This is a genomic window from Chryseobacterium defluvii, from assembly GCF_014204415.1.
GTDB lineage: Bacteria > Bacteroidota > Bacteroidia > Flavobacteriales > Weeksellaceae > Chryseobacterium > Chryseobacterium defluvii_A.
Window position 1 is genome coordinate 22,017 of record NZ_JACHLE010000007.1, and the last position, 22,438, is coordinate 44,454.

The 22,438-nt window shown below is 38.4% G+C and carries 28 protein-coding genes; 11 read left to right on the forward strand and 17 right to left on the reverse strand.

From position 1 onward, the window contains the following. Nucleotides 1-45 precede the first annotated feature (45 nt). The gene (locus HNP38_RS16840; protein ID WP_184191732.1) at nucleotides 46-861 is read left to right on the forward strand and encodes a head GIN domain-containing protein; all 816 of its coding nucleotides are present in this window, start codon (nucleotides 46-48) and stop codon (nucleotides 859-861) included. A gap of 3 nt (nucleotides 862-864) precedes the next feature. On the opposite strand, the gene HNP38_RS16845 is transcribed toward HNP38_RS16840, so the two are convergent. The 5 genes from HNP38_RS16845 to HNP38_RS16865 all read right to left on the reverse strand — a co-directional run bounded on the left by HNP38_RS16845 (nucleotide 865) and on the right by HNP38_RS16865 (nucleotide 5,293). Further along, the gene (locus HNP38_RS16845; protein WP_184191735.1) at nucleotides 865-2,754 is read right to left on the reverse strand and encodes a monovalent cation:proton antiporter-2 (CPA2) family protein; all 1,890 of its coding nucleotides are present in this window, start codon (nucleotides 2,752-2,754) and stop codon (nucleotides 865-867) included. A gap of 1 nt (nucleotide 2,755) precedes the next feature. Continuing rightward, complete coding sequence (locus HNP38_RS16850; RefSeq protein ID WP_184191738.1) at nucleotides 2,756-3,277, reverse strand: NAD(P)H-dependent oxidoreductase; 522 nt, start codon at nucleotides 3,275-3,277, stop codon at nucleotides 2,756-2,758. A 180-nt stretch (nucleotides 3,278-3,457) separates the two neighbouring features. Beyond that, the gene (locus HNP38_RS16855) at nucleotides 3,458-4,276 is read right to left on the reverse strand and encodes a TPM domain-containing protein (RefSeq protein WP_184191742.1); all 819 of its coding nucleotides are present in this window, start codon (nucleotides 4,274-4,276) and stop codon (nucleotides 3,458-3,460) included. Further along, nucleotides 4,257-4,685, reverse strand: a complete 429-nt coding sequence (locus HNP38_RS16860; RefSeq protein ID WP_184191744.1) for a TPM domain-containing protein — start codon at nucleotides 4,683-4,685, stop codon at nucleotides 4,257-4,259. Before HNP38_RS16860 ends, HNP38_RS16855 begins: the two co-directional genes overlap by 20 nt. After that, on the reverse strand, nucleotides 4,685-5,293 hold the full coding sequence (locus HNP38_RS16865) for a LemA family protein (protein WP_184191748.1): 609 nt from the start codon (nucleotides 5,291-5,293) through the stop codon (nucleotides 4,685-4,687). The genes HNP38_RS16860 and HNP38_RS16865 overlap by 1 nt, the downstream gene beginning before the upstream one ends. A gap of 73 nt (nucleotides 5,294-5,366) precedes the next feature. On the opposite strand from HNP38_RS16865, the gene HNP38_RS16870 reads away from it, so the two are divergent. Together HNP38_RS16870 and HNP38_RS16875 are read left to right on the forward strand one after the other, a co-directional pair. Next, the gene (locus tag HNP38_RS16870) at nucleotides 5,367-5,867 is read left to right on the forward strand and encodes a dihydrofolate reductase (protein ID WP_184191750.1); all 501 of its coding nucleotides are present in this window, start codon (nucleotides 5,367-5,369) and stop codon (nucleotides 5,865-5,867) included. A 113-nt stretch (nucleotides 5,868-5,980) separates the two neighbouring features. Beyond that, on the forward strand, nucleotides 5,981-6,550 hold the full coding sequence (locus HNP38_RS16875; RefSeq protein ID WP_184191752.1) for a DUF2892 domain-containing protein: 570 nt from the start codon (nucleotides 5,981-5,983) through the stop codon (nucleotides 6,548-6,550). Between the two features lie 66 nt (nucleotides 6,551-6,616). Here HNP38_RS16875 and HNP38_RS16880 read toward each other — a convergent pair whose 3' ends face one another. The 4 genes from HNP38_RS16880 to HNP38_RS16895 all read right to left on the reverse strand — a co-directional run bounded on the left by HNP38_RS16880 (nucleotide 6,617) and on the right by HNP38_RS16895 (nucleotide 9,211). Further along, nucleotides 6,617-7,249, reverse strand: a complete 633-nt coding sequence (locus tag HNP38_RS16880; RefSeq protein WP_184191755.1) for a trimeric intracellular cation channel family protein — start codon at nucleotides 7,247-7,249, stop codon at nucleotides 6,617-6,619. A 49-nt stretch (nucleotides 7,250-7,298) separates the two neighbouring features. After that, complete coding sequence (locus HNP38_RS16885) at nucleotides 7,299-7,652, reverse strand: four helix bundle protein (protein ID WP_184191757.1); 354 nt, start codon at nucleotides 7,650-7,652, stop codon at nucleotides 7,299-7,301. Nucleotides 7,653-7,678: 26 nt separating this feature from the next. Then, a complete protein-coding gene (gene coaD, locus HNP38_RS16890) occupies nucleotides 7,679-8,143 on the reverse strand; it encodes a pantetheine-phosphate adenylyltransferase (RefSeq protein WP_184191759.1) in 465 nt (154 codons plus the stop codon). A 75-nt stretch (nucleotides 8,144-8,218) separates the two neighbouring features. After that, a complete protein-coding gene (locus tag HNP38_RS16895; protein ID WP_184191761.1) occupies nucleotides 8,219-9,211 on the reverse strand; it encodes a D-alanine--D-alanine ligase in 993 nt (330 codons plus the stop codon). Between the two features lie 155 nt (nucleotides 9,212-9,366). Here HNP38_RS16895 and HNP38_RS16900 point away from each other — a divergent pair, with 155 nt between their 5' ends. From HNP38_RS16900 to murI, 5 genes are all read left to right on the forward strand, one after another. Continuing rightward, on the forward strand, nucleotides 9,367-10,473 hold the full coding sequence (locus tag HNP38_RS16900; protein WP_184191763.1) for a PASTA domain-containing protein: 1,107 nt from the start codon (nucleotides 9,367-9,369) through the stop codon (nucleotides 10,471-10,473). Between the two features lie 73 nt (nucleotides 10,474-10,546). Next, complete coding sequence (locus HNP38_RS16905) at nucleotides 10,547-11,620, forward strand: RluA family pseudouridine synthase (protein ID WP_184191765.1); 1,074 nt, start codon at nucleotides 10,547-10,549, stop codon at nucleotides 11,618-11,620. Nucleotides 11,621-11,671: 51 nt separating this feature from the next. Further along, entirely contained in the window at nucleotides 11,672-12,622 is a 951-nt protein-coding gene (locus HNP38_RS16910) for a PorP/SprF family type IX secretion system membrane protein (RefSeq protein WP_184191767.1), read from the forward strand. 50 nt (nucleotides 12,623-12,672) lie between these two features. Beyond that, on the forward strand, nucleotides 12,673-13,797 hold the full coding sequence (gene hemW, locus HNP38_RS16915; RefSeq protein ID WP_184191769.1) for a radical SAM family heme chaperone HemW: 1,125 nt from the start codon (nucleotides 12,673-12,675) through the stop codon (nucleotides 13,795-13,797). 214 nt (nucleotides 13,798-14,011) lie between these two features. After that, complete coding sequence (gene murI / locus HNP38_RS16920) at nucleotides 14,012-14,842, forward strand: glutamate racemase (RefSeq protein WP_184191772.1); 831 nt, start codon at nucleotides 14,012-14,014, stop codon at nucleotides 14,840-14,842. Nucleotides 14,843-14,966: 124 nt separating this feature from the next. On the opposite strand, the gene HNP38_RS16925 is transcribed toward murI, so the two are convergent. From HNP38_RS16925 to HNP38_RS16945, 5 genes are all read right to left on the reverse strand, one after another. Then, nucleotides 14,967-15,533: an RsmD family RNA methyltransferase gene (locus HNP38_RS16925; RefSeq protein WP_184191774.1), complete on the reverse strand. Its 567-nt coding sequence runs from the start codon at nucleotides 15,531-15,533 to the stop codon at nucleotides 14,967-14,969. Between the two features lie 76 nt (nucleotides 15,534-15,609). Next, nucleotides 15,610-16,341 (reverse strand): DUF3822 family protein, encoded by a 732-nt coding sequence (locus tag HNP38_RS16930; protein WP_262888936.1) that lies wholly within the window; start codon nucleotides 16,339-16,341, stop codon nucleotides 15,610-15,612. Nucleotides 16,342-16,343: 2 nt separating this feature from the next. Further along, nucleotides 16,344-16,838 (reverse strand): Smr/MutS family protein, encoded by a 495-nt coding sequence (locus tag HNP38_RS16935; protein WP_184191778.1) that lies wholly within the window; start codon nucleotides 16,836-16,838, stop codon nucleotides 16,344-16,346. Between the two features lie 67 nt (nucleotides 16,839-16,905). After that, nucleotides 16,906-17,403 carry a metallophosphoesterase family protein gene (locus HNP38_RS16940; RefSeq protein ID WP_184191780.1) on the reverse strand — a complete coding sequence of 166 codons (498 nt, stop codon included), beginning with the start codon at nucleotides 17,401-17,403 and terminating at the stop codon, nucleotides 16,906-16,908. Then, entirely contained in the window at nucleotides 17,400-17,918 is a 519-nt protein-coding gene (locus tag HNP38_RS16945; RefSeq protein ID WP_184191783.1) for a HEAT repeat domain-containing protein, read from the reverse strand. The genes HNP38_RS16940 and HNP38_RS16945 overlap by 4 nt, the downstream gene beginning before the upstream one ends. Before the next feature lie 80 nt (nucleotides 17,919-17,998). On the opposite strand from HNP38_RS16945, the gene HNP38_RS16950 reads away from it, so the two are divergent. Further along, nucleotides 17,999-19,540, forward strand: a complete 1,542-nt coding sequence (locus HNP38_RS16950) for a serine hydrolase (protein ID WP_184191785.1) — start codon at nucleotides 17,999-18,001, stop codon at nucleotides 19,538-19,540. Between the two features lie 127 nt (nucleotides 19,541-19,667). Here the strand turns inward: HNP38_RS16950 and HNP38_RS16955 are convergent, their stop codons facing one another. The 3 genes from HNP38_RS16955 to HNP38_RS16965 all read right to left on the reverse strand — a co-directional run bounded on the left by HNP38_RS16955 (nucleotide 19,668) and on the right by HNP38_RS16965 (nucleotide 21,306). Further along, nucleotides 19,668-19,943, reverse strand: a complete 276-nt coding sequence (locus HNP38_RS16955) for a hypothetical protein (protein ID WP_184191787.1) — start codon at nucleotides 19,941-19,943, stop codon at nucleotides 19,668-19,670. A gap of 15 nt (nucleotides 19,944-19,958) precedes the next feature. Continuing rightward, complete coding sequence (locus tag HNP38_RS16960; protein ID WP_317166744.1) at nucleotides 19,959-20,729, reverse strand: archaemetzincin; 771 nt, start codon at nucleotides 20,727-20,729, stop codon at nucleotides 19,959-19,961. A 100-nt stretch (nucleotides 20,730-20,829) separates the two neighbouring features. After that, nucleotides 20,830-21,306, reverse strand: a complete 477-nt coding sequence (locus HNP38_RS16965) for a SixA phosphatase family protein (RefSeq protein WP_184191791.1) — start codon at nucleotides 21,304-21,306, stop codon at nucleotides 20,830-20,832. Nucleotides 21,307-21,419: 113 nt separating this feature from the next. On the opposite strand from HNP38_RS16965, the gene ruvX reads away from it, so the two are divergent. Together ruvX and def are read left to right on the forward strand one after the other, a co-directional pair. Further along, nucleotides 21,420-21,836 (forward strand): Holliday junction resolvase RuvX, encoded by a 417-nt coding sequence (gene ruvX, locus HNP38_RS16970; RefSeq protein WP_184191793.1) that lies wholly within the window; start codon nucleotides 21,420-21,422, stop codon nucleotides 21,834-21,836. Then, a complete protein-coding gene (gene def, locus HNP38_RS16975; RefSeq protein WP_184191795.1) occupies nucleotides 21,833-22,405 on the forward strand; it encodes a peptide deformylase in 573 nt (190 codons plus the stop codon). Before ruvX ends, def begins: the two co-directional genes overlap by 4 nt. The last annotated feature ends 33 nt before the right edge of the window (nucleotides 22,406-22,438 follow it).

Here is a 22,438-nt window from a genome sequence, read left to right on the forward strand (position 1 = left end):
TTAAAATATAAAGATATTAAAACTTAATTTATAAAAGCAGTAAACATGAAATCAACAACTCTTTTTATTTTTTCGGCCTTTGTGCTGTTGTCTTCCTGTAATGAAAAGCATGATAAAAATGATAATGAAAAAAAAGACTGGGTAGATCGGGTGACCAATAAAGATCATGGCCCTGTAAGAGATAAGGAATTCGCAGGCAGTTTTGATGAGATTGAAGTGTCACAAGCTATTGAAGCAGAAATCATAAAAGCAGAAACTGAAAAAGTAGTCATTTCAGCTCCTCAAAATATCCTTAATGAAATTCTGGTGGATATAGAAGGAGGAAAGCTGCACATTCATTATAAACGAGGGATCAGGGTAATGAATACCAACAAGGTTACAGCCAAAATATATACTAAAGATTTTACAAAACTGGTAGCTAATTCGGCGGCCACAATACATGTAAAAGATAAATTTACCCAGGAGAAAACAGATATCGAGGTGTCCAGCGCATCAACGATCTCCGGAGATCTGGAAGCCAATGATTTTGATATTACTGCAGATAGCAGTGGTAGCTTCAGTGGAAAGGTCTGGGCAGTTGATCTAAATGCTGATGCTTCCTCTGCGGCCAGTATTGATCTGTCCGGAAAGGCTAAAAATACAGATCTTAATTCTTCTTCGGCCGGGAGCATCTCTGCAAAGGATTTTATTGCAGATCATGTAAAAGCTGAGGCTTCAAGCGGAGCAAGTGTTGATGTGAGCGCTTCTTCAACCATAGAGGCGGATGCTTCATCAGGGGGAAGTGTAAATGTATATAGAAAAGGAAACGTTACCAGCGTCAATAAGCAGGAAAGCAGTGGCGGAAGTGTAAACGTTCAGTAATAATTATGAAGAGGTTTCCTCGTCTTCTTCATCTGAGGATGAGGAGCCTTCCCAATTCCTGTTATCGAAATTAAGATTGTCGTAAGCTAATAATTCCTCCTCACGCTGGAGGATTTCTTTTGTGGTAAACAAAACAAGATCATCGTCTTCCTTTACTTTAGCCAGTTTCCTGATAGATGCTTTATCAATAGCCATAAATCTTTGTCCGAGACGCCTTGCGGCATATTTCCGCATTCCGGCTTCATGTAAGACATCTACGGCCATATCTACAGCTGTTCCCAATGTTTCACGATAGACATTATCAATACCATTATTAAGATGCCCATAAGCATCGATCCTGTTTTTTGCCCTTACAAAAATTTTTACCTGCGGATAATTTTCCCGGACCAGTTCTGCAATAAATTTGTTATCATCAGGATCATCAAGACACAATACTAAAATTTCTGCATCTTCAATTCCTGCGGCTCTTAGGATGGGGATACGGGTGGCATCACCATAATATACCTTAAAGCCGTAGCTCCTTAGCAGCTTTACCCTGTCCGAATCCCTGTCCAGGACCGTAGCAGGAATTTTATTGGCTTTTAACAAACGCCCGACAGTACTTCCAAAGTGCCCGAAGCCAACAATAATAATTTTCTTTTGACTCACATTGCTATCCAGAATATTAAAATCCTGTCCGCCTTCGGGTTCCTCTTTAATGAATCTGGGAGTTATGATTTTATCATTAATAATAAGCAGGAACGGAGTGATACACATGGTAATAGCCGTTACGGCCATCATTTGAGCATTAAGCTCAGGACTTAATAGATAAAGGCTTGAAGCATAATTGATCAGTACAAAAGCGAATTCCCCTACCTGAGAAAGAGCAAATGCGTAGAACAAACTCTGAGGAGTATCTATCCTGAAAAACTTTCCGATCGCATATAAAACGATAAACTTGATCGCCAGAACAGCAAAAACAGTACTGAATATAAATAACGGATCTTTCTGAATAATACTGAAATTCATAGTTGAGCCGACACTCACAAAGAATACGGCCAATAATAGGCCTTTAAAAGGATCTATCTGTGCTTCCAGTTCGTGGCGAAACTCACTGTTGGCCAGCATTACACCTGCCAGGAAAGCTCCTAAAGCGGGAGATAGACCGATAAGTATCATGAGTTCCGATACCCCGATGACCAGAAACAGGGAAGAAGCAGTAAGCAGTTCCGTCATCCCGGATTTTGAAACATACCGTAAAAAAGGTACAAATACATATCTTCCCAACAAGATCAGTATAATAACGCCAAGAATCACGGTGCCGGCCTGCATCCATTCCGGTAGCTTCTGGATCAGGATTTGTATATTGTTGTCAGGATCGTGATGTTTGGCTTTGTAATTGGCAATTACGGGCAGAATGGCGAGGATAGGGATCACGGCGATATCCTGGAACAGCAGGGTAGAGAAAGAGGCTTCCCCGGCCATTGTTTTCAGATAATTTTTTTCCTGAAGGGTCTGCAGGACAATAGCGGTAGAGGATAATGCAAAGCACATAGCTATAGCAATTGCCTTATCTATTCTCCAGCCTACACTGATGAAAACCAGAAAAAGCAGCGAAATGGTGAGAAGCATCTGAGTCAGGCCAAGCCCGACAATTTTCTTCCGCATTTCCCAGAATTTTCTGGGCTCTAATTCTAAACCAACCAAAAAGAGAAGCATGATCACCCCAAACTCACTGGCGTGCATGATGTCGTTCACATCCTTTCCTGTCAACCGGAGTACATAAGGCCCGATAATAATACCTCCGGCAATATAGCCGATCACAGAGCTTAACCCCAATTTCCTGGCCAGCGGAACCATAATAATGGCAACGCCCAGGAAAATTAAAGTATTCATGGCCAGAGTAGATTCCATATTATTGATTCAGGAGCTCCATAAATTGCCGTTTATGTAGAATGATGTCTTTTTTTGATAGCTTGTTGGCTTCATAAACAATTTTAATATGTTTAATGTCCGCCTTAAAAACGTTCAGGGAAACAATCAGTCCGCTGATAAGTTCCTCTATGGTATACTTATAGGTACCTGTTCTGCTGAAAGATCTTTCTTTTCCGCCTGTTGTGACCAAAATGTAAATCTCTTTGCCTTTCAGAGGATTGTGTCCTCCTTCCTTCAGCCAGTCCCTGTCAAAAACTTCATCCATCCATAGCCTTAAAAGCGGGGGCATTCCGAACCAGATGATAGGAAACTGAAAAACAAACCGTTCATAGTTTTTCAGGCGTTTTCTCTCCCTGAATGCCGCAATATGAAAATCAGGATATTCTTCATACAGGTCCCTGAGCGTATAATGCTGATGCCGAACGTAGAAATTGACAAGCTCTACATTCGAGTTGGAATGTTCCAGGTAAGGATGTGCAAAAATAACCAGTGTTTTCTTCATCAGCCCCTGTTTTCAGTAAATTTAATGAAAAAATATTGAGTAAACTATAGTTTCTATAAGGTTATATTAAATTTAATAGAATGAATAATATGATATTGCTGACAGATTTTAAAGAAAAGCTGCATTGTAGAATTATGAAATAAAAAAGCCGGCTATTCAGCCGGCTGTATTTCTTTTTGTTTACCATCCTCCTGAAGCACCACCGCCTCCGAAGCTTCCGCCACCGCCGAAGCCTCCGAATCCGCCACCTCCGCCGGAGTTTCCTCCACCGAAGCCACCGCCTCCAAAGCTGCCCGGGAACGGGAAAAATCCGCCGGGATAATTTCTGCGTCCTCGTCGTGTGATAATGACGTCATCATCATCGTTGTTTCCGCCACGGCCTCCGCCTTTATTTCCGAAGATAATGGCAAGAATGATAAAAATGACAAATGCTATGATAAGTATGGTTACCACGGTGGAAGCACCATTGTCATCATCATAATCAGGGGTCACAACAGGTTTGAATTTTCCCTGTACCGCATCCATAATGGCAGAAGTCCCTTTGTTGATGCCTTCATACCAAAGCCCTTGCTTGAAACTCGGGGTAACCAGATAATCCAGTATCTGTCCTGCCACAGATGCCGTTAAATATTGTTCAACGCCTCTTCCCTGTTGGATAGACATAGTCCTGTCTTCCGTAGCGATCAGAAAAACGATCCCGTTGTCAACATCTTTTCTGCCGATCCCCCATTTTTCACCAAACATGGTTGCAAGGAAATTTACATCTTCTCCTTTTGTAGAAGGAATGATCACAACTTCAATTTCCGTTGAGGTAGAATCCGCAAATTTGATCAGCTTATTGTTAAGATCGTTTCTTTCCTGCGGTGTGAGTAAATTGGCTTCGTCATAAACAGGAAACAGTACTGACGGTTTTTGAGGAATAGTGTATTGTGCTGATACAATACTGTAAAAGCATATAAATAAGAATGAAAATACTATTTTAAGAGAATGTAATTTCATTAGAAAGTTCGTTGGGGTTTTCTCCTTCTACAGGAAAATATTTTTTCAGTTCGATGCCTGTTTCCAGAATGGCACTTTTGAGTGCTTTATAGTGATTTCCTTTACCAAATTCAGAAGTAACATAATCATGCAGGTGGTCCCAGAAAGACTGATGCACCTTTTCATGAATACCTGTATCCCCAATAATGGTCAGGTACTTTTGTTCAAAATTGACATGAAAAAGCACAGCGTTCCTATCGGCAGTTTTATTCATGCATAGCTCTTTGAAAACCTCAAAGGCAATTTCTGCGTTATGGCTTTCCGTATTAGAGTCTATGTGCACTCTGATCTCGCCGGTAGAATGTTCTTCTGCTGACTGAATAGCTTCCACAAGGGAAGCTATCTGTTGGTTTGTTAAGAAATCGCTCATTATTCTGAGAAAACTTCAGGGGCTTTATTAGCTCCTGCTTCTGCTTTGAAATAAGGTTTTTCTTTAAAGTTGGTAAAATTCGCCAGAATATTATTCGGGAACTTCTTGATCGATGTATTGTAATCCTGTGCTGCTTCATTATAGTACACAGTTTCTGTTCTGATGCTGTTTTCAATGGCCGTATATTCTCTTTGGAAATTGATATACTGCTGGTCAGCTTTCAGGTTAGGATATTGCTCTACCACAGCCATCAATCTGCTTAATGCACCGGATAATTCCCCTTGTGCAGCTTGGAATTTAGCAATATCAGCTTCCGTCATATTGGTAGGATCAATGTTAATGGAAGTTGCTTTTGAGCGCGCTTCAATAACTTTGGTTAAGGTTTCCTGCTCAAACTTGGAATAAGATTTTACCGTTCTTTCCAGATTCGGAATCAAATTGGCTCTTTTCTGGTACACCGTTTCCACATTAGACCACTTTGTATTTACATTTTGTTCTTTAGTCACGAAATTGTTATATCCGTTCTTGCCCCAGAAGAATAAAACAGCAACAATAATAAGGAGAGCGATACCTATAGTTCCTGCGCTCAGACAGCCTTTGTTTCTCATAGTTTATTTTTTTAAATTTTTTGTGCTAACCAAATATACAAATTATGTGCTAATTTTGTAAAAAATTATTTTAATGACGACAATAGTGGTAGCGATGGGAGAAAAAAATGAGATTGGTTCTGATAATCAGCTCCTTTGGCATCTCCCAAAAGATCTGAAACATTTTAAGGATCTTACCTCGGGACATCCTGTGATCATGGGAAGAAAAACCTATGAGAGCATCGGCAAGCCACTTCCCAACCGTACCAATATTGTTATTTCAAGAAAAAAGGACTGGTTTGAAGAAGGAATTCTGATCGTGGGAAGCATTAAAGAGGCCATAAAGTTTGCTAAAAAGATCGATGAAGATATTTTTATCATTGGTGGCGGAAATATTTATGAGCAGACTATGGATATTGCTGACAGGCTTGAAGTCACTTTAGTTAAGGCAGATCTGGAAGCGGATACTTTTTTCCCGAAGATAGATACTGACTTCTGGGTCAAAACAGAGGAAGTATGCCATGAAAAAGATGAAAAAAATCCGTATGATTTTTGTTTTCAGACGTTTGAAAAAATTAAAAATGATGAACGATAAGCAATAAATTGAGATTATTCTTTAAATGGGAACCGGGAACCCTAAACTTTAAACCCGGAACCTTCAAATTTACACCTTCAAATTTCTTATCTTTGCACTTCTAAATTTTAATAATGAACAAGTATATAAAAATTGTAATTGCGGCGCTTCTTATACTTACCGGGATTTACATGATGTTTTTTACAAGAAACTTAGGCTGGGGGATTGTGATTTTTCTTCTGGCAGCATTGCCGATTTTTCTTTTCTTTAAAAATGAGAACATCCTTTTGGCGTTCTGGCAATTGAGAAAACAGAATATGGAGAAAGCTTCGAAATTCTTAAACAATATTACGAACTATAAGGCTGAACTTCATAAATCCCAGTATGGTTATTTTCATTATCTGCAGGGACTCACTTTAGCCCAGGAACACCCTACAAAAGTAGAGCCTTTAATGAAAAAAGCATTAGAATACGGTTTAAATATGAAGCACGACAGGGCAATGGCTACTTTAAATCTTGCAGCAGCAGCTATTTCCAAAGGAAGAAAGCAGGAGGGGCAGAAATTACTGGAAGAAGCGAAAAAATTAGACAGTGCGGGAATGATGACAGACCAGATCAAAATGATGAAAGACCAGCTGAAAATGCCTTCCATGCAAAAGCATATGCATAACCCGAATATGAGGCAACGAGGAAAATTCTTTTAAGACATCAAACTGAATAAAAATAAAGCACCCGGAAAGGTGCTTTTTATGTTTAGAGACTTTTTTATTTTACATTTCCGAGCTATGGTCATGCCCATAAAATTTAGGGATCTGCCACTGATATTTCACCGCAAAAGTTCTTATCGCAACGATCAGTAAAATGGTGAAGATCTGAACAAAGGTATATGAAAGGGTAGTATAGTTTACCAGTAATAAAAATATGGCACCGCCTACAATACAGGCTGTTGCATAAATTTCCTTTCTGAAAATCAAAGGAATTCTGTTGAGCAGGATATCCCGGATGATCCCTCCGAAACAGCCCGTTATGGTTCCCAGTCCAATGCAGATCAAAGGGTGGATGTCTGCATGCAGCCCTTTCTGAATACCAATAATGGTAAACAATCCCAATCCGAAACTGTCAAAAATAAATAAAGTAACCTTAATATTTTTCTCCAGGGATTTGAAGATCATTGAAAAAATACTGGTGATAATGATTACTGCACAGGTCAGCAGGTCATGCATCCAGAACACCGGAATATCCAGCAGCAGGTCTCTCACCGTTCCGCCGCCTACTGCCGTAACGAATGCTATAATAAGTACTCCAAAAGGATCAAGCCGCTTCTGCATGGCCGCGAAGCTTCCGGACATGGCAAAGGAAAAGGTTCCCAGTACTTCTATGGCAAAGTTGAACTGTTCGTGCATATTTTATGAGTGATGAATAATGAGCAATAAGCAATAAAAAGTATGCCGTTTAGCTCTGAGCCAGTTTAAACTTATATTTGGTCATTACTTTTACCAATTCATCACATTCTGATTTCAATTGCAAAATTTTGTCTGGATTTAAATATCCCAATTCTTCAATTATCTCAAGCCAAAGTTGAGTCTCATCAATCTCCTCGACAACAATACAGATTTTAGCAAACCTTTCCTTTTCAGACCTTGCTCGTGAAACAGCTCTATAATTGGCTGCCACAGAAGTAGCCGATCGGATAATTTGTTTTCTTATGATTGAAATATCATCCGAATAAGGTAATGAAGAAAGGGATTGAATAACAAGAATAGAAAATTTTTTAGTTCTTTCTCTAAAAATCTGATTAAAATCCATATTACTCATTACCAATTACTCATTACTTATTTTTCTATTCTCACCGAGTCCGGGACCAGCAGCTCATATTCTCCGCCATGATTGATGATCTCCCGTACAATGCTGCTGCTGATAAAGGATTTTCCTGATGAGGTCAGTAAGAATACGGTTTCCAGTTTTTTGTGTGCTAAAGTTCTGTTGGTGTGTGCAATGGCTTTCTCAAACTCAAAATCGGCAGGGTTTCTTAAGCCTCTTATGATGTACTGTGCATTTTTTTCAAAGCAGTAATCAACCGTTAAGCCTTCAAAATAATCGACTTCTACATTGGGAAATTCGGCAACGGAATTCTGGATGAATTCCATTCTTTTTTCCAGAGGAAACATATATTTCTTCTGGGAATTCTGTCCGATAGCTATAATAAGTTTATCAAAAAGAGGGGCAGCTCTTTCTATAATATCGTAATGTCCTAAAGTAATGGGATCAAAAGATCCGGGAAAAACAGCAATTTTCATATTATATAAAGTTATAAACTATGAGTTATGAGTTATAGATTTTTGGTATAAAATCTGACTTCTAATCTCTAACTTCTAATTTCTTTTTTTATTTAAAGCTTTTTCCACCTCATTTCCGCAAAGGTCCGTAATAGAAATTCCGTAATGCCTTGCCTGCTGAGGAAGAATACTTGCAGGAGAGAATCCGGGATTGGTATTCATTTCCAGCATGTAAGGAATACCATCCATCAGAATATACTCACTGCGTGAAAAACCGCTCATTCCCAGGGAGTCATAAGCTCTTTTGGCAATTTCTTCAACACGGATCCGTGTTTCATCATCAATTCTTGCGGGGGTAATTTCTTCTGATGCACCTTCATATTTGGCCTCATAATCAAAGAACTCATTTTTGGAAACGATTTCAGTGATTCCCAAAACGATGGTTTCTCCTTTAAAATCAATAACTCCTACGGAAACTTCCATTCCGTTCAGGAAACTTTCAATTAAAATCTCATCATCTTCTTTGAAAGCAAATTCTGTGGCAGCTATTAATTCTGACTTTTCTTTCACTTTTGAAATTCCCAGCGAAGAGCCGGATTGGTTTGGTTTAACGAAAAGAGGAAGTTTCAGGTTTTCTACAATTTCATCTGCATTAATATTTTCTCCTTTTTTTAAATAAACACTTTTTGCAGAAGGGATCCCATATTTAGACAAGACAGCCAATGTGTCTTTTTTATTGAATGTTAAAGCACTTTGGTAAAAGTTGCAGCCTGTGTAGGTTTGCCCGATGGCATCCCAATAGGCCTGCAGAATACCATTTTCGCCGGGTGTTCCATGAATAATGTTGAAGCAGACATCGAATTTCAGTTTTTCATTGTTGCTTAATGTTACTGAAAAATCACCTCTGTTGATTTCGTGTTTCTGATTATTTTCATCCAGAAAATACCACTCATCTTTAAGGACAACTACTTTATATACTTCATACAAATCTCTGTCTAAAGAATCATAAATCAACTGTCCGCTCTTTAAAGAAACCACATATTCGTCAGAATAGCCACCCATTACCACGGCAACACTTTTTTTGCTCATAACCATATCGTATCAATTAAGGCAAATTTAATGAAATTATGTATTGTAATACGGCAATTTCAGAAATTTTGAAGCGAAAAATGAAATGTGTTAAATAAAAACCACATTCTAAAATTATTAATTATATTTGCCGTTATAATTAAAGTATTTTTAATATGCTTAAGTCGCTTTTCAATTGGAAAGTTTTATTGAACTTATTAGTAGCCATAGGGGTTTTTGTGGGGTTGGTCTGGCTTACGTTTCGCTGGTTGGAATATCATACCAATCATGGCCAGGAAATACCGGTTCCCAATGTAATTAATAAATCCGTACATGATGCTGTTACAGTATTGGAAGATACAGGTTTGGAGTATGAAGTAGACAGTTCTAAATATAATCCCAAATACAGGCCGTTTCAGGTGCTTCAGGTGCATCCGGTGCCGGGCTCCAGAGTAAAGGACGGGAGAACAGTCCGTCTGGTTGTTAATCCTAGAAGCTGGGCGCCTGTTGCTGTTCCGGATGTGATCAATAAATATTCGGGTCTTGCTTTCCAGAGATTAGATAGGGTAGGCCTAAAAGTAGGAGATACTATTTTTGAACCGAGTATTCAAAAGGATGCCCTTCTAAGGATATTATATAAAGGAAATGCTGTTAAGCCGGGATCATTATTGCCAAGATTCTCTATAGTGGATGTGGTAATAGGCTCCGGGCCGATGAGAAATATTTCAATTCCTAACGTTGTAGGATTAACGGTGAAAGAAGCAAGAGCGGTTATTACAAGAAGCCTGTTTGAAGTAGGCCTGGTAGAACATGAAGATGGTGGGAAAGATGAATCAGATATTGTTTACTATCAGGATCCCGCTTCAGGAGATGTAAGAGATCAGGGAATGCAGATGGACCTTTGGGCAAGTAAGAAAACCCCGGCTGAATTAAGAAGTAAAATAGAGCAGCTGAATGCAACCTATCGTATGAAAATTGATACTTCTCTGCCTCCGATACGCTATGAAGAAGTTCCAACTCATCCGGCACCTGATTACGAGCAGACTCCGGCACCTGCTGTTCCTAAAACTGAACCTGCAAAAGCAGAGGTTCCAAAAACTACAAACAGTAGTACAAAACCGGCAGGATCAACCACTTCTACAACTCCGAAAACGGATAATAAACCTAAAACAACTACCGGGAACACTTCCGGAAATAATACGAATACAGGAAGTGCAAAACCAGCGGCTTCTACTGCACAGCCGGCTCAAAAGCCAAAAGTCAAAACAATAGTCGTGGAATAGACCCTATTCAAAGATAAAGAGCAACGGGCTTCAACTTCATTATGTTGGAGCCTTTTGTATAAAAACAAGAGCAATGACGGAAGATAACGAAGATTTTTTAGATGAAGAATTAGAAGAATTGTCAGATCCCGGCAGTATAGATATTGATGAGGAGAATAAAGGGCTGTATGAGCATCTTAATATCACTGTTGATGGTAAACAGGAACCTCTAAGGATAGATAAATTCTTATTGATTTACCGCCAGAATTCCTCAAGGAATAAAATTTCACAGACCTGCAGGGCCGGAAATGTAGTAGTGAACGGCAGCCCTGTGAAGCAAAACTACCGCGTGAAGCCGGGAGACCAGATATCCGTATTGCTTGCACACCCTCCGCGGGAAAATGTCATTATTCCTCAGGATATTCCAATTAATATCATATACGAAGATGATGATCTCGTCGTTATAGATAAAGAAGCGGGAATGGTGGTGCATCCCGGATTCGGGAATTGGGATGGTACCCTCGTCAATGCACTTGCCTATCATTTTGAGAAGAACGGAGAAAAGTCTGATCTTGACAGGGTGGGGCTGGTACACAGGATAGATAAGGATACTTCAGGATTATTAGTGATCGCTAAAAATGAATATGCACTGAGCTTCCTGGCCAAACAGTTTTTTAACAGGACGACAAAAAGACTGTACTGGGCCTTTGTATGGGGGAATATGCAGGAAGACGAAGGAACCATCAGAGGGCATATCGGGCGGCATCCGAAAAACAGGATGCAGATGTCCGTTTATGAAGACGGAAGCCAGGGAAAACATGCCGTTACACATTATAGGGTTTTAGAAAGGTTTAAATATATGACATGGGTAGAATGCAAACTGGAAACAGGAAGGACCCATCAGATCAGGGCACACTTCAGGCACATCGGGCACACCTTATTTAATGATGAAAGGTACGAAGGACATACACCTTTGAGAGGAGTGAATCTTCCTAAGTATAAGCAATTTATAAAAAATGTCTTTGAAATTCTGCCAAGACATGCGCTCCATGCTCATACTTTAGGATTTATACATCCCACTACCAAAAAGGAATTATACTTCGAGAGTCCCATGCCGGAAGATATGGCGGATGCTGTAAAAAAATGGAGAAAATATTTAGAAAACTAAAAATATATTGAGAATTTTTTTATATTTGTTGAATTGAAATCAAGATTTGTTATGAGAAAACTATATGCTATCGTATGTTTAGCTCTTTTGTCAAATGCATACAAAGCACAAGAATCACTACCATACTATCAGCAATATCTTTTGGATGGTGAGTTCCTGTTCAACCCAGCACAATACGGAAAAACAGATTACGTACAGCTCAACGCCAATTATCAACAACAATTTTCAAAGTTTAGCGAGTCACCAAACGTTCAGTCTATAGGGATGAACGCTAACATTTTCGATAGAGTAGGAGCCGGTATCTCTGTGTTCAGAGACAGCAACGGACCTATCTCTGCAGGAGGTATCACAGCGGGAGCTTCTTATTTTATCCCTCTGAGCAGTGAAGGAGAAAGAAAAGATCAGTTCTCTTTCGGTACCAGTGTTAATTTTTATAATATGAATTTTGATTATTCAAAAATTAATACGGAAGACGGATACGATCCTTTGTTACAAGGACAGGAAAGCAATATCTTTATGGTGTATGCAAACTTCGGTTTAGCAGCTACCTATAGAAATTGGTTTGGTGGAGTTTCTGTTAACGATATTGCATTAAGCAACGATGAGTCAATTGTGAACAATTATGAGCCTTCTCCTATCAAATTTTTCTTAAACTTTGGTAAGAATATTCGTTTTGGAGATAATATTGCCTTAACTCCTTCAGTATTAATCAATCTGAATACAAATTCAACAAGAATGATGGATTTGAACCTTATGGCAACATTCTCTAACGAGATCAATTCATTCTCTGCGGGTTTAAGCTATAGATCTGTTCAGAACAGATTTGATAACCAGCAGCTTCAGATTGCACCGGTTGTAAAAGTTAAATTCAATAAATTCATGATTGGAGCTACTTACAATATCGGTCTTTCCGATATTCAGCAATATGGTGGAGACAGCTTCATGATCGGGATAGGATATGAATTTGATAACTTCATTAACCATAGAGGATTTAGATATTAATCAATTTAATTTAAATAAATTTGAGCTCTGAATTTTTCAGGGCTTTTTTTATGATCTACATTCACATTCCATTCTGCAAACAGAAATGCAGCTATTGCAATTTCCACTTTTCAACATCTTTACAATTTAAAGATGAAATGCTCTCTGCCATGAAGAAAGAGATCATGCTGCGAAAAGATGAGCTGCATAATAAAACCCTGCAATCCCTTTATTTCGGAGGTGGAACCCCATCCATTCTTTCCGCCGGAGAGATCAGTACCTTAATTGATGAGGTTCTGAAATATTTCAGCTTCCAAAATGATATAGAAATTACACTGGAAGCCAATCCGGATGATCTGGATAGAAAATTCCTGAAAGAGCTATCTGGCTCACCGGTCAATCGTTTGTCCATAGGTACGCAGAGCTTTTTTGATAAAGACCTGAAACTGATGAATCGTGCCCATAATGCCTCCGAAGCTGAAGGTTCCATTAAAAGAGCTCAGGATTTTGGCTTTGAAAATTTAAGCATTGATCTTATTTATGGTTCACCTACTTCCGGTTTTGAGATCTGGAAAGAGAACCTGAATAAAACGGTCGCATTGGAAGTGCCCCATGTTTCCTCATATGCTCTGACCGTTGAGCCTAAAACCGCATTGAACGACTGGATTGCAAAAGGTAAGGTTTCAACACCCAAAGAAGATGAGCAGAATAAGGAATTTTACTACCTGTCAGAGTTTCTGAAGGATAATGGCTTTGAGCATTACGAGATCTCCAATTTTGCAAAACCGGGTTTCTACTCAAGACACAATTCTGCTTACTGGAAGTATAAGGAGTATTTAGGGATCGGCCCATCTGCACATTCTTACAACGGTAACGACATCAGAAACTGGAATATAGCTAATAATCAGCAATATGTTAAAAAGCTGAATTCAAATACATTAGCTAAAGAAACAGAATTTCTTTCACAGGAAGACCAGTTCAATGAAATGATTATGATAGGTTTGAGAACGATCTGGGGAGTAGACCTGAACTCTGTAAAAGATAAATTCTCTGACAGGGTTTTTGAACATTTTCACAATGAAATTGAATATAAGATCAAAGAAGGGATTTTAATTATTGAAAACAGCCATCTTAAAATTCCTGAAAAGCATTGGTTTATGGCAGATGGAATTGCTTCTGATCTATTTATTGTGTGACTTCTAATCAAACAGAGATCCTTCGACTTCGCTCAGTATGACAATGTTGATAGCAATTATGTTTAAATATAAGCAGTTAATATAGCGATGTCCAATGTCATGCTGAGCGAAGTCGAAGCATCTTAAAAACACATTAAAGTATCTTAAATCATCCAAAAGATAAAGTGTAAATCAATACTAAAATTCATTATTTTTGTATAAAATTTCAGCTCATTTGAAAACTAAAAAACAGGATTATTCGCATCTTTCGCCTAAGCAACCCATAGGAATTTTTGACAGTGGTGTCGGAGGTTTGACGGTAGCCAGAGAAATAAAAAGACTTCTTCCGAATGAAGATTTAATTTATTTCGGGGATACAAAGCACCTTCCTTATGGTGAAAAATCGAGAGAAGCAATCATCGGATATTCTACCAGGATCACCAACTTTTTGCTGGAGCAGAACTGTAAAGCCATTGTAATTGCCTGCAATACGGCAACAGCGAATGCTCTGAACGAAGTATTGGAGTCCGTAGCCTGCAAAGTTCCGGTTATAGATGTGATCAATCCGGTTGCAGAGAAAGTTGCCTATGAAATACATAATAATATCGGGGTTATTGCCACAAAAGCAACGGTAAATTCAGGACTTTACAAAAAAAGTATCCGGAAACATAATAAATTCATCAAAGTGGATGAACTGGCTACCCCTTTATTGGTTCCGGCTATTGAAGAAGGTTTCAAAAACCATCCGATCACCCATGCTATTATTTATAATTATTTAAGCAACAGTAAATTAAAAAATATTGAGACCCTGATACTGGGCTGTACCCATTATCCTCTGCTAATTGATGAGATCAAGCAATATTATGGAAACCGCGTCCGTGTGATCGATTCTCCTAATATTGTAGCCAATCATCTGAAAATTATTCTTGATAAATACGGCCTTTTAAATGATAATAACCCAAAACCGAATTATCATTTTTACCTTTCGGATCTCACCAAAAACTTCGAAAAGATCTCTAAAAAGTTCTTTGGAAAGACGATCGACCTGGAATTGAAAGTGTTATAAGGGTAAAATCGTTAATTCGCGAAATCGAGGAATCGTTAAATTGTAAAAGCTACATCCGAACTATGTAAAAAACAGTTTCCGATTTTACAGTTTTGCGAATTAACGATTTTACAATTTTGCCTTTTTACAACTCTTCCTCTTTATTCGGTTCAAAAAAGCTGAAACTTACGTTTCCGTATTTTCTTGTGTCTTTCAGGTTGGGATGATCCAACTTTAGCCTGCTTTGATGCTCCAGAATAAATATTCCGTTTTCTTTTAGGTACTTATTATTCAAAACCAATGAGATCATTTCGTAATATTTTTTCTCTTCGGTTTCAAAAGGGGCATCTGCAAAAACAATTTCAAAGGATTTTTTGTTCCTGAACTTTTTCAGCCAGTCAAAAGCATCACCTCTCTGAACATTGATTTGTAGTGCCATATCAAGCTCAGAAGCTGTGGAATTGATGAAAGCAGTATGCTTCGGATTCATTTCCACGGAAGTTACATCCTGGCATCCCCGCGAAGCAAACTCCAGTGAAATGGAGCCAATTCCGGCAAAAAGATCCAGCACAGCACTGGACTGCATATCGTATTTATTTTCCAGAATACTGAACAATGCCTCCTTTGCAAAATCTGTAGTAGGTCTTACGTCAAAATTCTTCGGGGCGGCGATTTTTTTGGCTTTCCATCTGCCGGATATTATTCTGTACATGTTGTTTAGGTATTAGATAGTAGGTAATGTGGGTAGCAGGGTTGAAAACTAAGTCCTGTCACCTGCGACCTGTACCCTAATTTAAGATGAAATTCTTTTTCGGAACGTTATCATATACGATCTTTAAATTCTTCACGAATTTTTGCAGCTCGGAAATAAATGTTTCATTCTCCGTAGTTTCTCCATAAACATAAAAATGTGTTTCATTGATGCCGAAACCGATCTTGCTTAGCGTAAACATAATGAAATAGAGAAAATCCACTTCCGAATTTACATCCAGATTATTGTATAGGATCACTTTCTTATGATCAATAGCAAAAAATTCACACTGGTTATGGTAAAGATTGATGTGAATTTCTTTATTATTTTTAGTATGGATTGTATTTAAAAATTTTTCTCCGGAAAAATTGAAACGAACGGGGATTGCAAGATCTTTTATTTTCCTGTAGAAATTCCTTGGAAAAGTATAATAAAACTGCACCCTGAATTTCTTATTGACGGAAAGCATCAGTTCCTCATTTTCCTTTTCTACGGGAGCATTAAAAGCGATCAGATCATATCCGGTCTCATGCTCGGAAAACCCTTCGGGCATCAGCGTGAAATGATTAAGTGCCGATATCACGGAGATCTCATCATATCTCTGCCTTATCAGAATTTCCTCCAGCTGCTCCATAATATGGTCTGCAGAAGTTTCTTCCGTAACGAAATAGGACTTTTCCTCCAGAATGTTTTTGTTTTTGGTGATCTGGCAGATTAATCCGTCTTTGGTAAAAAGTAAATTAAGTACGTTCATAGTCAATTGGTGCAAATTTAATGAAATTCTACCATTACCGCACCGGATTGATGATGAAGTATTTCTTTATTGTAAAAATCAAGATGGGGCTGGCTTTCCAAAGTATCCCATACTAGCTTTTGAAGAGTGCCATCACCAATTCCATGTATGATCTCAAGCCTTTTCAGATGGTTTTTCCTGCAAAATACCAATACTTCCAGCAATTTTTCCTTCTGGATAAAAAGCCTTTCGAAGCTGTCATAATCATTGGGATTTTTGACAAGGTTATGAAAATGCAGATCCAGAACCAGCTGATTTTTCTGATGCTTTTTGGAGATTACTTTTTTAGGTTCCTGCTTTTGCTCAATTCGTATGTTTTCATATAAAGAAGTGTTCTTCGGAACCAGCTTTTCCTTTGGGTACTGATACGTAAATCCGAATTCATCCTTGAAAACCACAATATTCCCCTTTACGGTAGTTATTACTCCACTTAAATCTTCATCTACCACAGAAACCTGATCACCAATTTTCATAACTATTTTCGTTTTTTGTCATTCTAACGAAGGAAGAAGCGCTTTAACTCCATAAAACAAATTTACCTTATATTTTTGGCCCAAGCTCAATAATTTCCAGGTCTTTTATCTCCTCGCCATCAACTACAAAACGCATCATTGTTCTCACTTTATGCCATCCCTGTTTACCACAAGCACCGGGATTTAAATGGAGAAGATTATTCTTTTCATCATACATGGCTTTCAGGATATGGGAATGCCCGGAAATAAATAATTTCGGTGCTTTTTCAGTAATTTCTTTTTTGGCCAGAGGGGTATATTTTCCGGGATATCCACCGATGTGGATCATCAGAACTTCCAGATTTTCACAGAAAAACCTGCTTACTTCGGGAAATTCGGAGCGGATCTTTGCATCATCGATGTTGCCGTAAACCCCTTTTAATGGCTTTATTTTTTCAAGCCGTTCAATCACTTCCATACTCCCGAAATCTCCGCAATGCCAGACTTCATCGGCCTGTTTTGCATATTCTGAGATTCGGTCATCGATATAAGAATGGGAATCGGAGAGAAGAAGGATCCTGGTCATTTTTCCGCAATTTTTATCGCTTTTTGATATATTTTTTTGATGCTGTTTTTTTCTTCTTTTTCAGAAATGTCTTTCAGAGTATCCAGCAGCCTGTTTTTTAAGCCTTGATTGATATTCAGGATTTCACCTAAAGCAAAAGCCGCACTCCATCGTACCACAGTACCTTCATGGGCTGTATTTTCGATAAGCTTAGTAATTGCATTCTCTAAACTATCAGGAAAGAGTTTTGCCGTATTGCCTATTACCTTCGCACTTTCCCATTTTATTCTCGGTGCTTTTTCAGATAAGCTTTCGGTAACAAATTTGAATGATTCCTTATCCATAATGCCGGGATTACCTTGGGAGGCAAACTCAAGCGATTCAATACAGCTGGCCTTCACTGGGTCTTTGGACGAAGAAGCAAAAGCAATCACTTCATTGACTGAGATCTCCCCGTTGAGAACCGCATTACTGAGCAGATCAACTTTTTCCTTAACCTTTGTCGATTTGTCAGAAAATAACTCTTTAAGATTCATAAATACTTTTTGTGCAATTCATCAAATATACTGAAATAATAATTTCTGTAATTTCTTATCTTCGCAAAAACCATACAACAATGAAGCATAATCTCTCTTTATTCATTATTCTTTTCTCTATGATCACCTTTGGGCAGGTAGAAGAAAAAAAACTGGACGAGCTCATTCAAAATACCTTAAAAACCTTTGATGTTCCGGGAATGTCTGTTGGGATAGTCAAAGATGGTAAGCTGATCTATTCAAAAGGCTTTGGGCTGCGTTCATTGACCACAAAACAGCCTATGGATGAAAATACATTGGTAGGCATTGCATCCAATTCCAAAGGATTTACCTGTACTGCCTTAGCGATCCTTGCAGATGAAGGAAAACTGAACTGGGAGGATAAGGTCTCAAAATACATTCCTGAATTTCAGATGCATGATCCCTATGTGTCTCAGAATGTTACCATCAAAGATCTGGTAACACACAGAGCAGGATTGGGATTGGGACAGGGAGATCTGATGTTCTTTCCGGAAGGAGGGAACCTTACCGTGAATGATATTGTTCACAACGTAAGATATTTAAAGCCGGAAAATCCTTTCAGGACCACACTGGATTATAACAATGTGATGTTTATTGTTGCTGGCGAAGTGATCCACAGGGTATCAGGATTAAGCTGGGCGGAATTCATTGAACAGAAGATTATGAAGCCTGTCGGGATGACCTCAAGTTTCGGAAGCTATAATAGGGCCAAAGCCGTAACCAATAAAATAGATGCCCATGCTCCGGTAGATGGAAAAGCGGTGGCTGTTCCCCATGACTGGAACGAAACAGCCAATGCTGCAGGCGGAATTATGAGCAATATCCGGGATATGGCAGTCTGGGCAGAATGCCTGTTGAATAATTTTACAACAAAAGACGGTAAAAAGCTGGTGTCCGATAAGCAGATCCAGCAGCTGTGGAGTTTACAGATTCCAAGTGGAGTTGCCCTCAAAAATCCATATGATACAGGTTTTTATGGCTATGGCCTGGGCTGGTTCTTAAGCGATGTTAAAGGCCATAAGCAGATCCAGCATACGGGAGGTTTAATAGGAACAGTGACTCAATTTACCTTAATTCCGGACCTGAAGCTGGGAATTGTGGTATTGACGAATCAGCAATCGGGGCTGGCATTCAATACCATTACCAATACGGTAAAAGATTCCTATCTGGGAATTGCAGACAGGAACTGGCTGAAAACCTACGGAGACAGAATGTTAAAGATGAATGAAGAATATGATAAGCAGAAAAAAGAAGCTTTTGCGAGATCAGATGCCTTTAAAAAAGAGAAAAATCTACAGCCCAAATCAGAGCAGTTCATCGGGAAGTACAATGATGTCTGGTTCGGGGATGTTGAAATATCCCAACAGGGAAATGCTTACAGGATTTCATGCAAAAACTCTCCAAGATTGAAAGGGGAGATGCTTCCGTATTCCAACAACAGTTTCATTGTAAAATGGGATGACAGGAGCTATGATGCCGACGCCTATATTATTTTCAGTTATGATGAAAACGGGAAAGCACAGTCCGCAAAAATGAAGCCTATTTCAGATATTACAGACTTTAGCTTTGATTTTGAGGATCTTGATCTGAAAAGAAAATAGAATATTTTGTGAAATCGTAAAATTGTAAAAAGGCGAAATTGTAAAGTGAAAGTATTAATAGGAGCGGGCTTTAGCCCGTTTTTTTATGAAAATATTTACAGGAACTTTAGCCAAATGGCAGGAATATTTATTTTGCAAAAAACATGATGGCAAAAGTCACAATATTCAGGAATAAACTCACAACATTTAAAGCAGCCTGCTGAAATCTATGTTTTGCCAGATTCAGAATATTAAAAATAAATAAAGCTGCAGTAACAAGGATCACGGGAATGGTCAGGATCTCAGCAAAAAAATTGATGATATTGTTCTTTTCAGAATAGCTTGAATAATAAACTAAAAACAAAATATATAACAGGCACAATCCGCTGGATGTTAAAAGAATGTAATTCAACTTATTCTTCATACTATTCTGATTGATTTACAACAAATTTAAGTCTTTTTCAGCCCTTAAGGATTCTGCGCTCAAATGTTGTTTTTCAAAAAAACTCTTTAACTCTGTTAGGCGTTTCAAATTATCATACTTAATGCCGGAGTTCAGCTTCTGCTGGCAAAGAGAGCAGGCTCTTGCAAAATGACGTTCGGTTTCAGGAAGAGAATTGGTTCCGTTCATTACGCAATTGGCATTCAGGCAATGACTGATCCCAAACATATGCCCGATCTCGTGGGAACTGATCTTTATGAAGCTTTCAAGGCTTTGAGTGAAATTGGAGTCCGTCAGATGGCCATCCGAGAATCTGTACATTGAGGTTACTCCTACAGCATTCTGATAAGATGCCAGTCCGAAAACATAGTTCCATTCAGGCCTTGGAAACAGGTCTTTTTCGGTAATTCCCATCAATACAATGGCATCTTTAGGCTTTCTCTTCATCAAAACACTATCCAGAACATACCCTGCCAATATCTGTTCATCCCCTTCCATAGGCATTCTTCTGACAGATTTTGGAAAAATGTCATTGGATAACCGGGGAAGAACTTTGACTTCCAATTGAAAATAAATTTTCAGATATTCACGGGTAAGCTCAATTTGTTTCTTCTGCAGGTCGTTGAAATCACCGATCGGCTGTAGGTAAATAATGTTTTTACCCGATTCAGGCTTTATATTTTTTTGTTTACGGAAATCCTCAAACGTCTGGAATTTCTCTTTGCGGGAATATCTCCAATCCCCGAATCCCGGTTCAGGAAGCTTCACGTCATTAAATTGTATTGTTTGGAAATAATCTGTCTCTTTCTTCTGACATGAAAAAAAAGATAGTAATATAAAAGATATAAAGAAAATATTTAAGATATGTTCAGATCTTCCCCGGCTCATAGAAAAACAGCAATTTCTTATTAGCTCCGTCAAACTCGGACCACGAATTGCAGTCTATTTCAAATCCGGCAACACCACACGTAGGGAAGTGGAAGATATCATGAGAGATAGAATTGGCAAAATTGGAAATTCCATTGTTATGAGAGAAAAAAGCCACAGAATGATGACTGTCATTCAGATTGTAAATTACAGATTCAAAATTTCTTTCTGAGGGATTATAAAGCTTCTCATCAGTATTAAAATCAAGCTGGTAAGCCTGGTTAAAAATTTTGCAGGTATTTAATGCACGTACGGCAGGACTCGACACCAGAAAATCGATAGAAATATTATTGCTCTTCAAAAATCTGGACATATTCATGGCATCTTCCAAACCTTTATCTGCCAAAGGCCTGTCGAAGTCTTCCGTCTCTTCCGGCCAGTCGCTTTTTGCATGTCTTACAAGGATGAGTTTCTTCATAATTTCGTTTTTGGAAGACTAAAATTATAAAAAAAATAATGGAATAAAACACGATTTATAAAAAAAACTACGTTATGAATAAAATCATTAAAATTTACTAAATTTGCAAACCTATGGGACAAATCCTTGCAATAGACTATGGAAAGGCTCGTTGTGGCATTGCTGCAACAGATGATATGCAGATCATCGCAAGCGGTCTCGATACTGTTGATACCCGTTTTTTAGTGGAATTCTTAAAGAAATATTTCAATGAAAACCATGTGGATGAAGTGGTGATCGGGCTTCCTGTAGACCTGAAAGGAAATATTTCCGGGGTGGAAACCGATATTCTGAAATTCATAGAAGAATTCAAAAAAGAATTTCCGGGCGTTCCGGTTCATCGCTTTGACGAGAGGTTTACCTCCAAAATGGCTTCGTTTTTTATTTCCCAGAGTGGAAAAAATAAAAAGCAGAGACAGGAAAAAGGATTGATAGATAAAGTAAGTGCAACCATTATATTGCAGAATTTTTTAGAACAAAGAACAAGATGATTTTACCGATAAGAGCCTTTGGGGATTCCGTTTTGAGGAAGGTAGGCAAAGATATAGACAAAAATTATCCCGACCTGCAGGAGTTGATAGACAATATGTTCGAGACCATGTACAGTGCGAATGGCATAGGTTTGGCTGCACCTCAGATTGGATTGGATATCCGTCTGTTTATAGTAGACGTATCTCCTTTGGCAGAAGATGAGGATTATGAAGATATTAAGGATGAACTGGCAGAATTTAAAAAAGTTTTCATCAATGCCAGAATTCTTGAAGAATCTGGGGAAGAATGGAAGTTTAACGAAGGATGCCTTTCCATTCCGGATGTAAGGGAAGACGTAAAAAGAAAAAGCACGATCATCATAGAGTATTATGACGAAAATTTTGTGAAGCATACAGAAACTTTTTCCGATATTAGGGCCCGCGTAATCCAGCATGAGTATGACCATATCGAAGGGATCCTGTTTACAGATCATTTAAGTGCTTTGAAGAAGAAGCTAGTAAAAGGTAAATTGGTAAAGATCTCTCAGGGGGATGTAAGCATCGGTTACAAAATGAGATTTCCCAAATAATAAATAGAATAAAATAAGTAATATATATTGAAG

Coding starts and splice junctions, on each gene's coding strand:
- HNP38_RS16840 (WP_184191732.1), top strand. CDS start 46: ATGAAATCAACAACTCTTTTTATTTTTTCGGCCTTTGTGCTGTTGTCT.
- HNP38_RS16845 (WP_184191735.1), bottom strand. CDS start 2,754: ATGGAATCTACTCTGGCCATGAATACTTTAATTTTCCTGGGCGTTGCC.
- HNP38_RS16850 (WP_184191738.1), bottom strand. CDS start 3,277: ATGAAGAAAACACTGGTTATTTTTGCACATCCTTACCTGGAACATTCC.
- HNP38_RS16855 (WP_184191742.1), bottom strand. CDS start 4,276: ATGAAATTACATTCTCTTAAAATAGTATTTTCATTCTTATTTATATGC.
- HNP38_RS16860 (WP_184191744.1), bottom strand. CDS start 4,685: ATGAGCGATTTCTTAACAAACCAACAGATAGCTTCCCTTGTGGAAGCT.
- HNP38_RS16865 (WP_184191748.1), bottom strand. CDS start 5,293: ATGAGAAACAAAGGCTGTCTGAGCGCAGGAACTATAGGTATCGCTCTC.
- HNP38_RS16870 (WP_184191750.1), top strand. CDS start 5,367: ATGACGACAATAGTGGTAGCGATGGGAGAAAAAAATGAGATTGGTTCT.
- HNP38_RS16875 (WP_184191752.1), top strand. CDS start 5,981: ATGAACAAGTATATAAAAATTGTAATTGCGGCGCTTCTTATACTTACC.
- HNP38_RS16880 (WP_184191755.1), bottom strand. CDS start 7,249: ATGCACGAACAGTTCAACTTTGCCATAGAAGTACTGGGAACCTTTTCC.
- HNP38_RS16885 (WP_184191757.1), bottom strand. CDS start 7,652: ATGGATTTTAATCAGATTTTTAGAGAAAGAACTAAAAAATTTTCTATT.
- coaD (WP_184191759.1), bottom strand. CDS start 8,143: ATGAAAATTGCTGTTTTTCCCGGATCTTTTGATCCCATTACTTTAGGA.
- HNP38_RS16895 (WP_184191761.1), bottom strand. CDS start 9,211: ATGAGCAAAAAAAGTGTTGCCGTGGTAATGGGTGGCTATTCTGACGAA.
- HNP38_RS16900 (WP_184191763.1), top strand. CDS start 9,367: ATGCTTAAGTCGCTTTTCAATTGGAAAGTTTTATTGAACTTATTAGTA.
- HNP38_RS16905 (WP_184191765.1), top strand. CDS start 10,547: ATGACGGAAGATAACGAAGATTTTTTAGATGAAGAATTAGAAGAATTG.
- HNP38_RS16910 (WP_184191767.1), top strand. CDS start 11,672: ATGAGAAAACTATATGCTATCGTATGTTTAGCTCTTTTGTCAAATGCA.
- hemW (WP_184191769.1), top strand. CDS start 12,673: ATGATCTACATTCACATTCCATTCTGCAAACAGAAATGCAGCTATTGC.
- HNP38_RS16925 (WP_184191774.1), bottom strand. CDS start 15,533: ATGTACAGAATAATATCCGGCAGATGGAAAGCCAAAAAAATCGCCGCC.
- HNP38_RS16935 (WP_184191778.1), bottom strand. CDS start 16,838: ATGAAAATTGGTGATCAGGTTTCTGTGGTAGATGAAGATTTAAGTGGA.
- HNP38_RS16940 (WP_184191780.1), bottom strand. CDS start 17,403: ATGACCAGGATCCTTCTTCTCTCCGATTCCCATTCTTATATCGATGAC.
- HNP38_RS16945 (WP_184191783.1), bottom strand. CDS start 17,918: ATGAATCTTAAAGAGTTATTTTCTGACAAATCGACAAAGGTTAAGGAA.
- HNP38_RS16950 (WP_184191785.1), top strand. CDS start 17,999: ATGAAGCATAATCTCTCTTTATTCATTATTCTTTTCTCTATGATCACC.
- HNP38_RS16955 (WP_184191787.1), bottom strand. CDS start 19,943: ATGAAGAATAAGTTGAATTACATTCTTTTAACATCCAGCGGATTGTGC.
- HNP38_RS16965 (WP_184191791.1), bottom strand. CDS start 21,306: ATGAAGAAACTCATCCTTGTAAGACATGCAAAAAGCGACTGGCCGGAA.
- ruvX (WP_184191793.1), top strand. CDS start 21,420: ATGGGACAAATCCTTGCAATAGACTATGGAAAGGCTCGTTGTGGCATT.
- def (WP_184191795.1), top strand. CDS start 21,833: ATGATTTTACCGATAAGAGCCTTTGGGGATTCCGTTTTGAGGAAGGTA.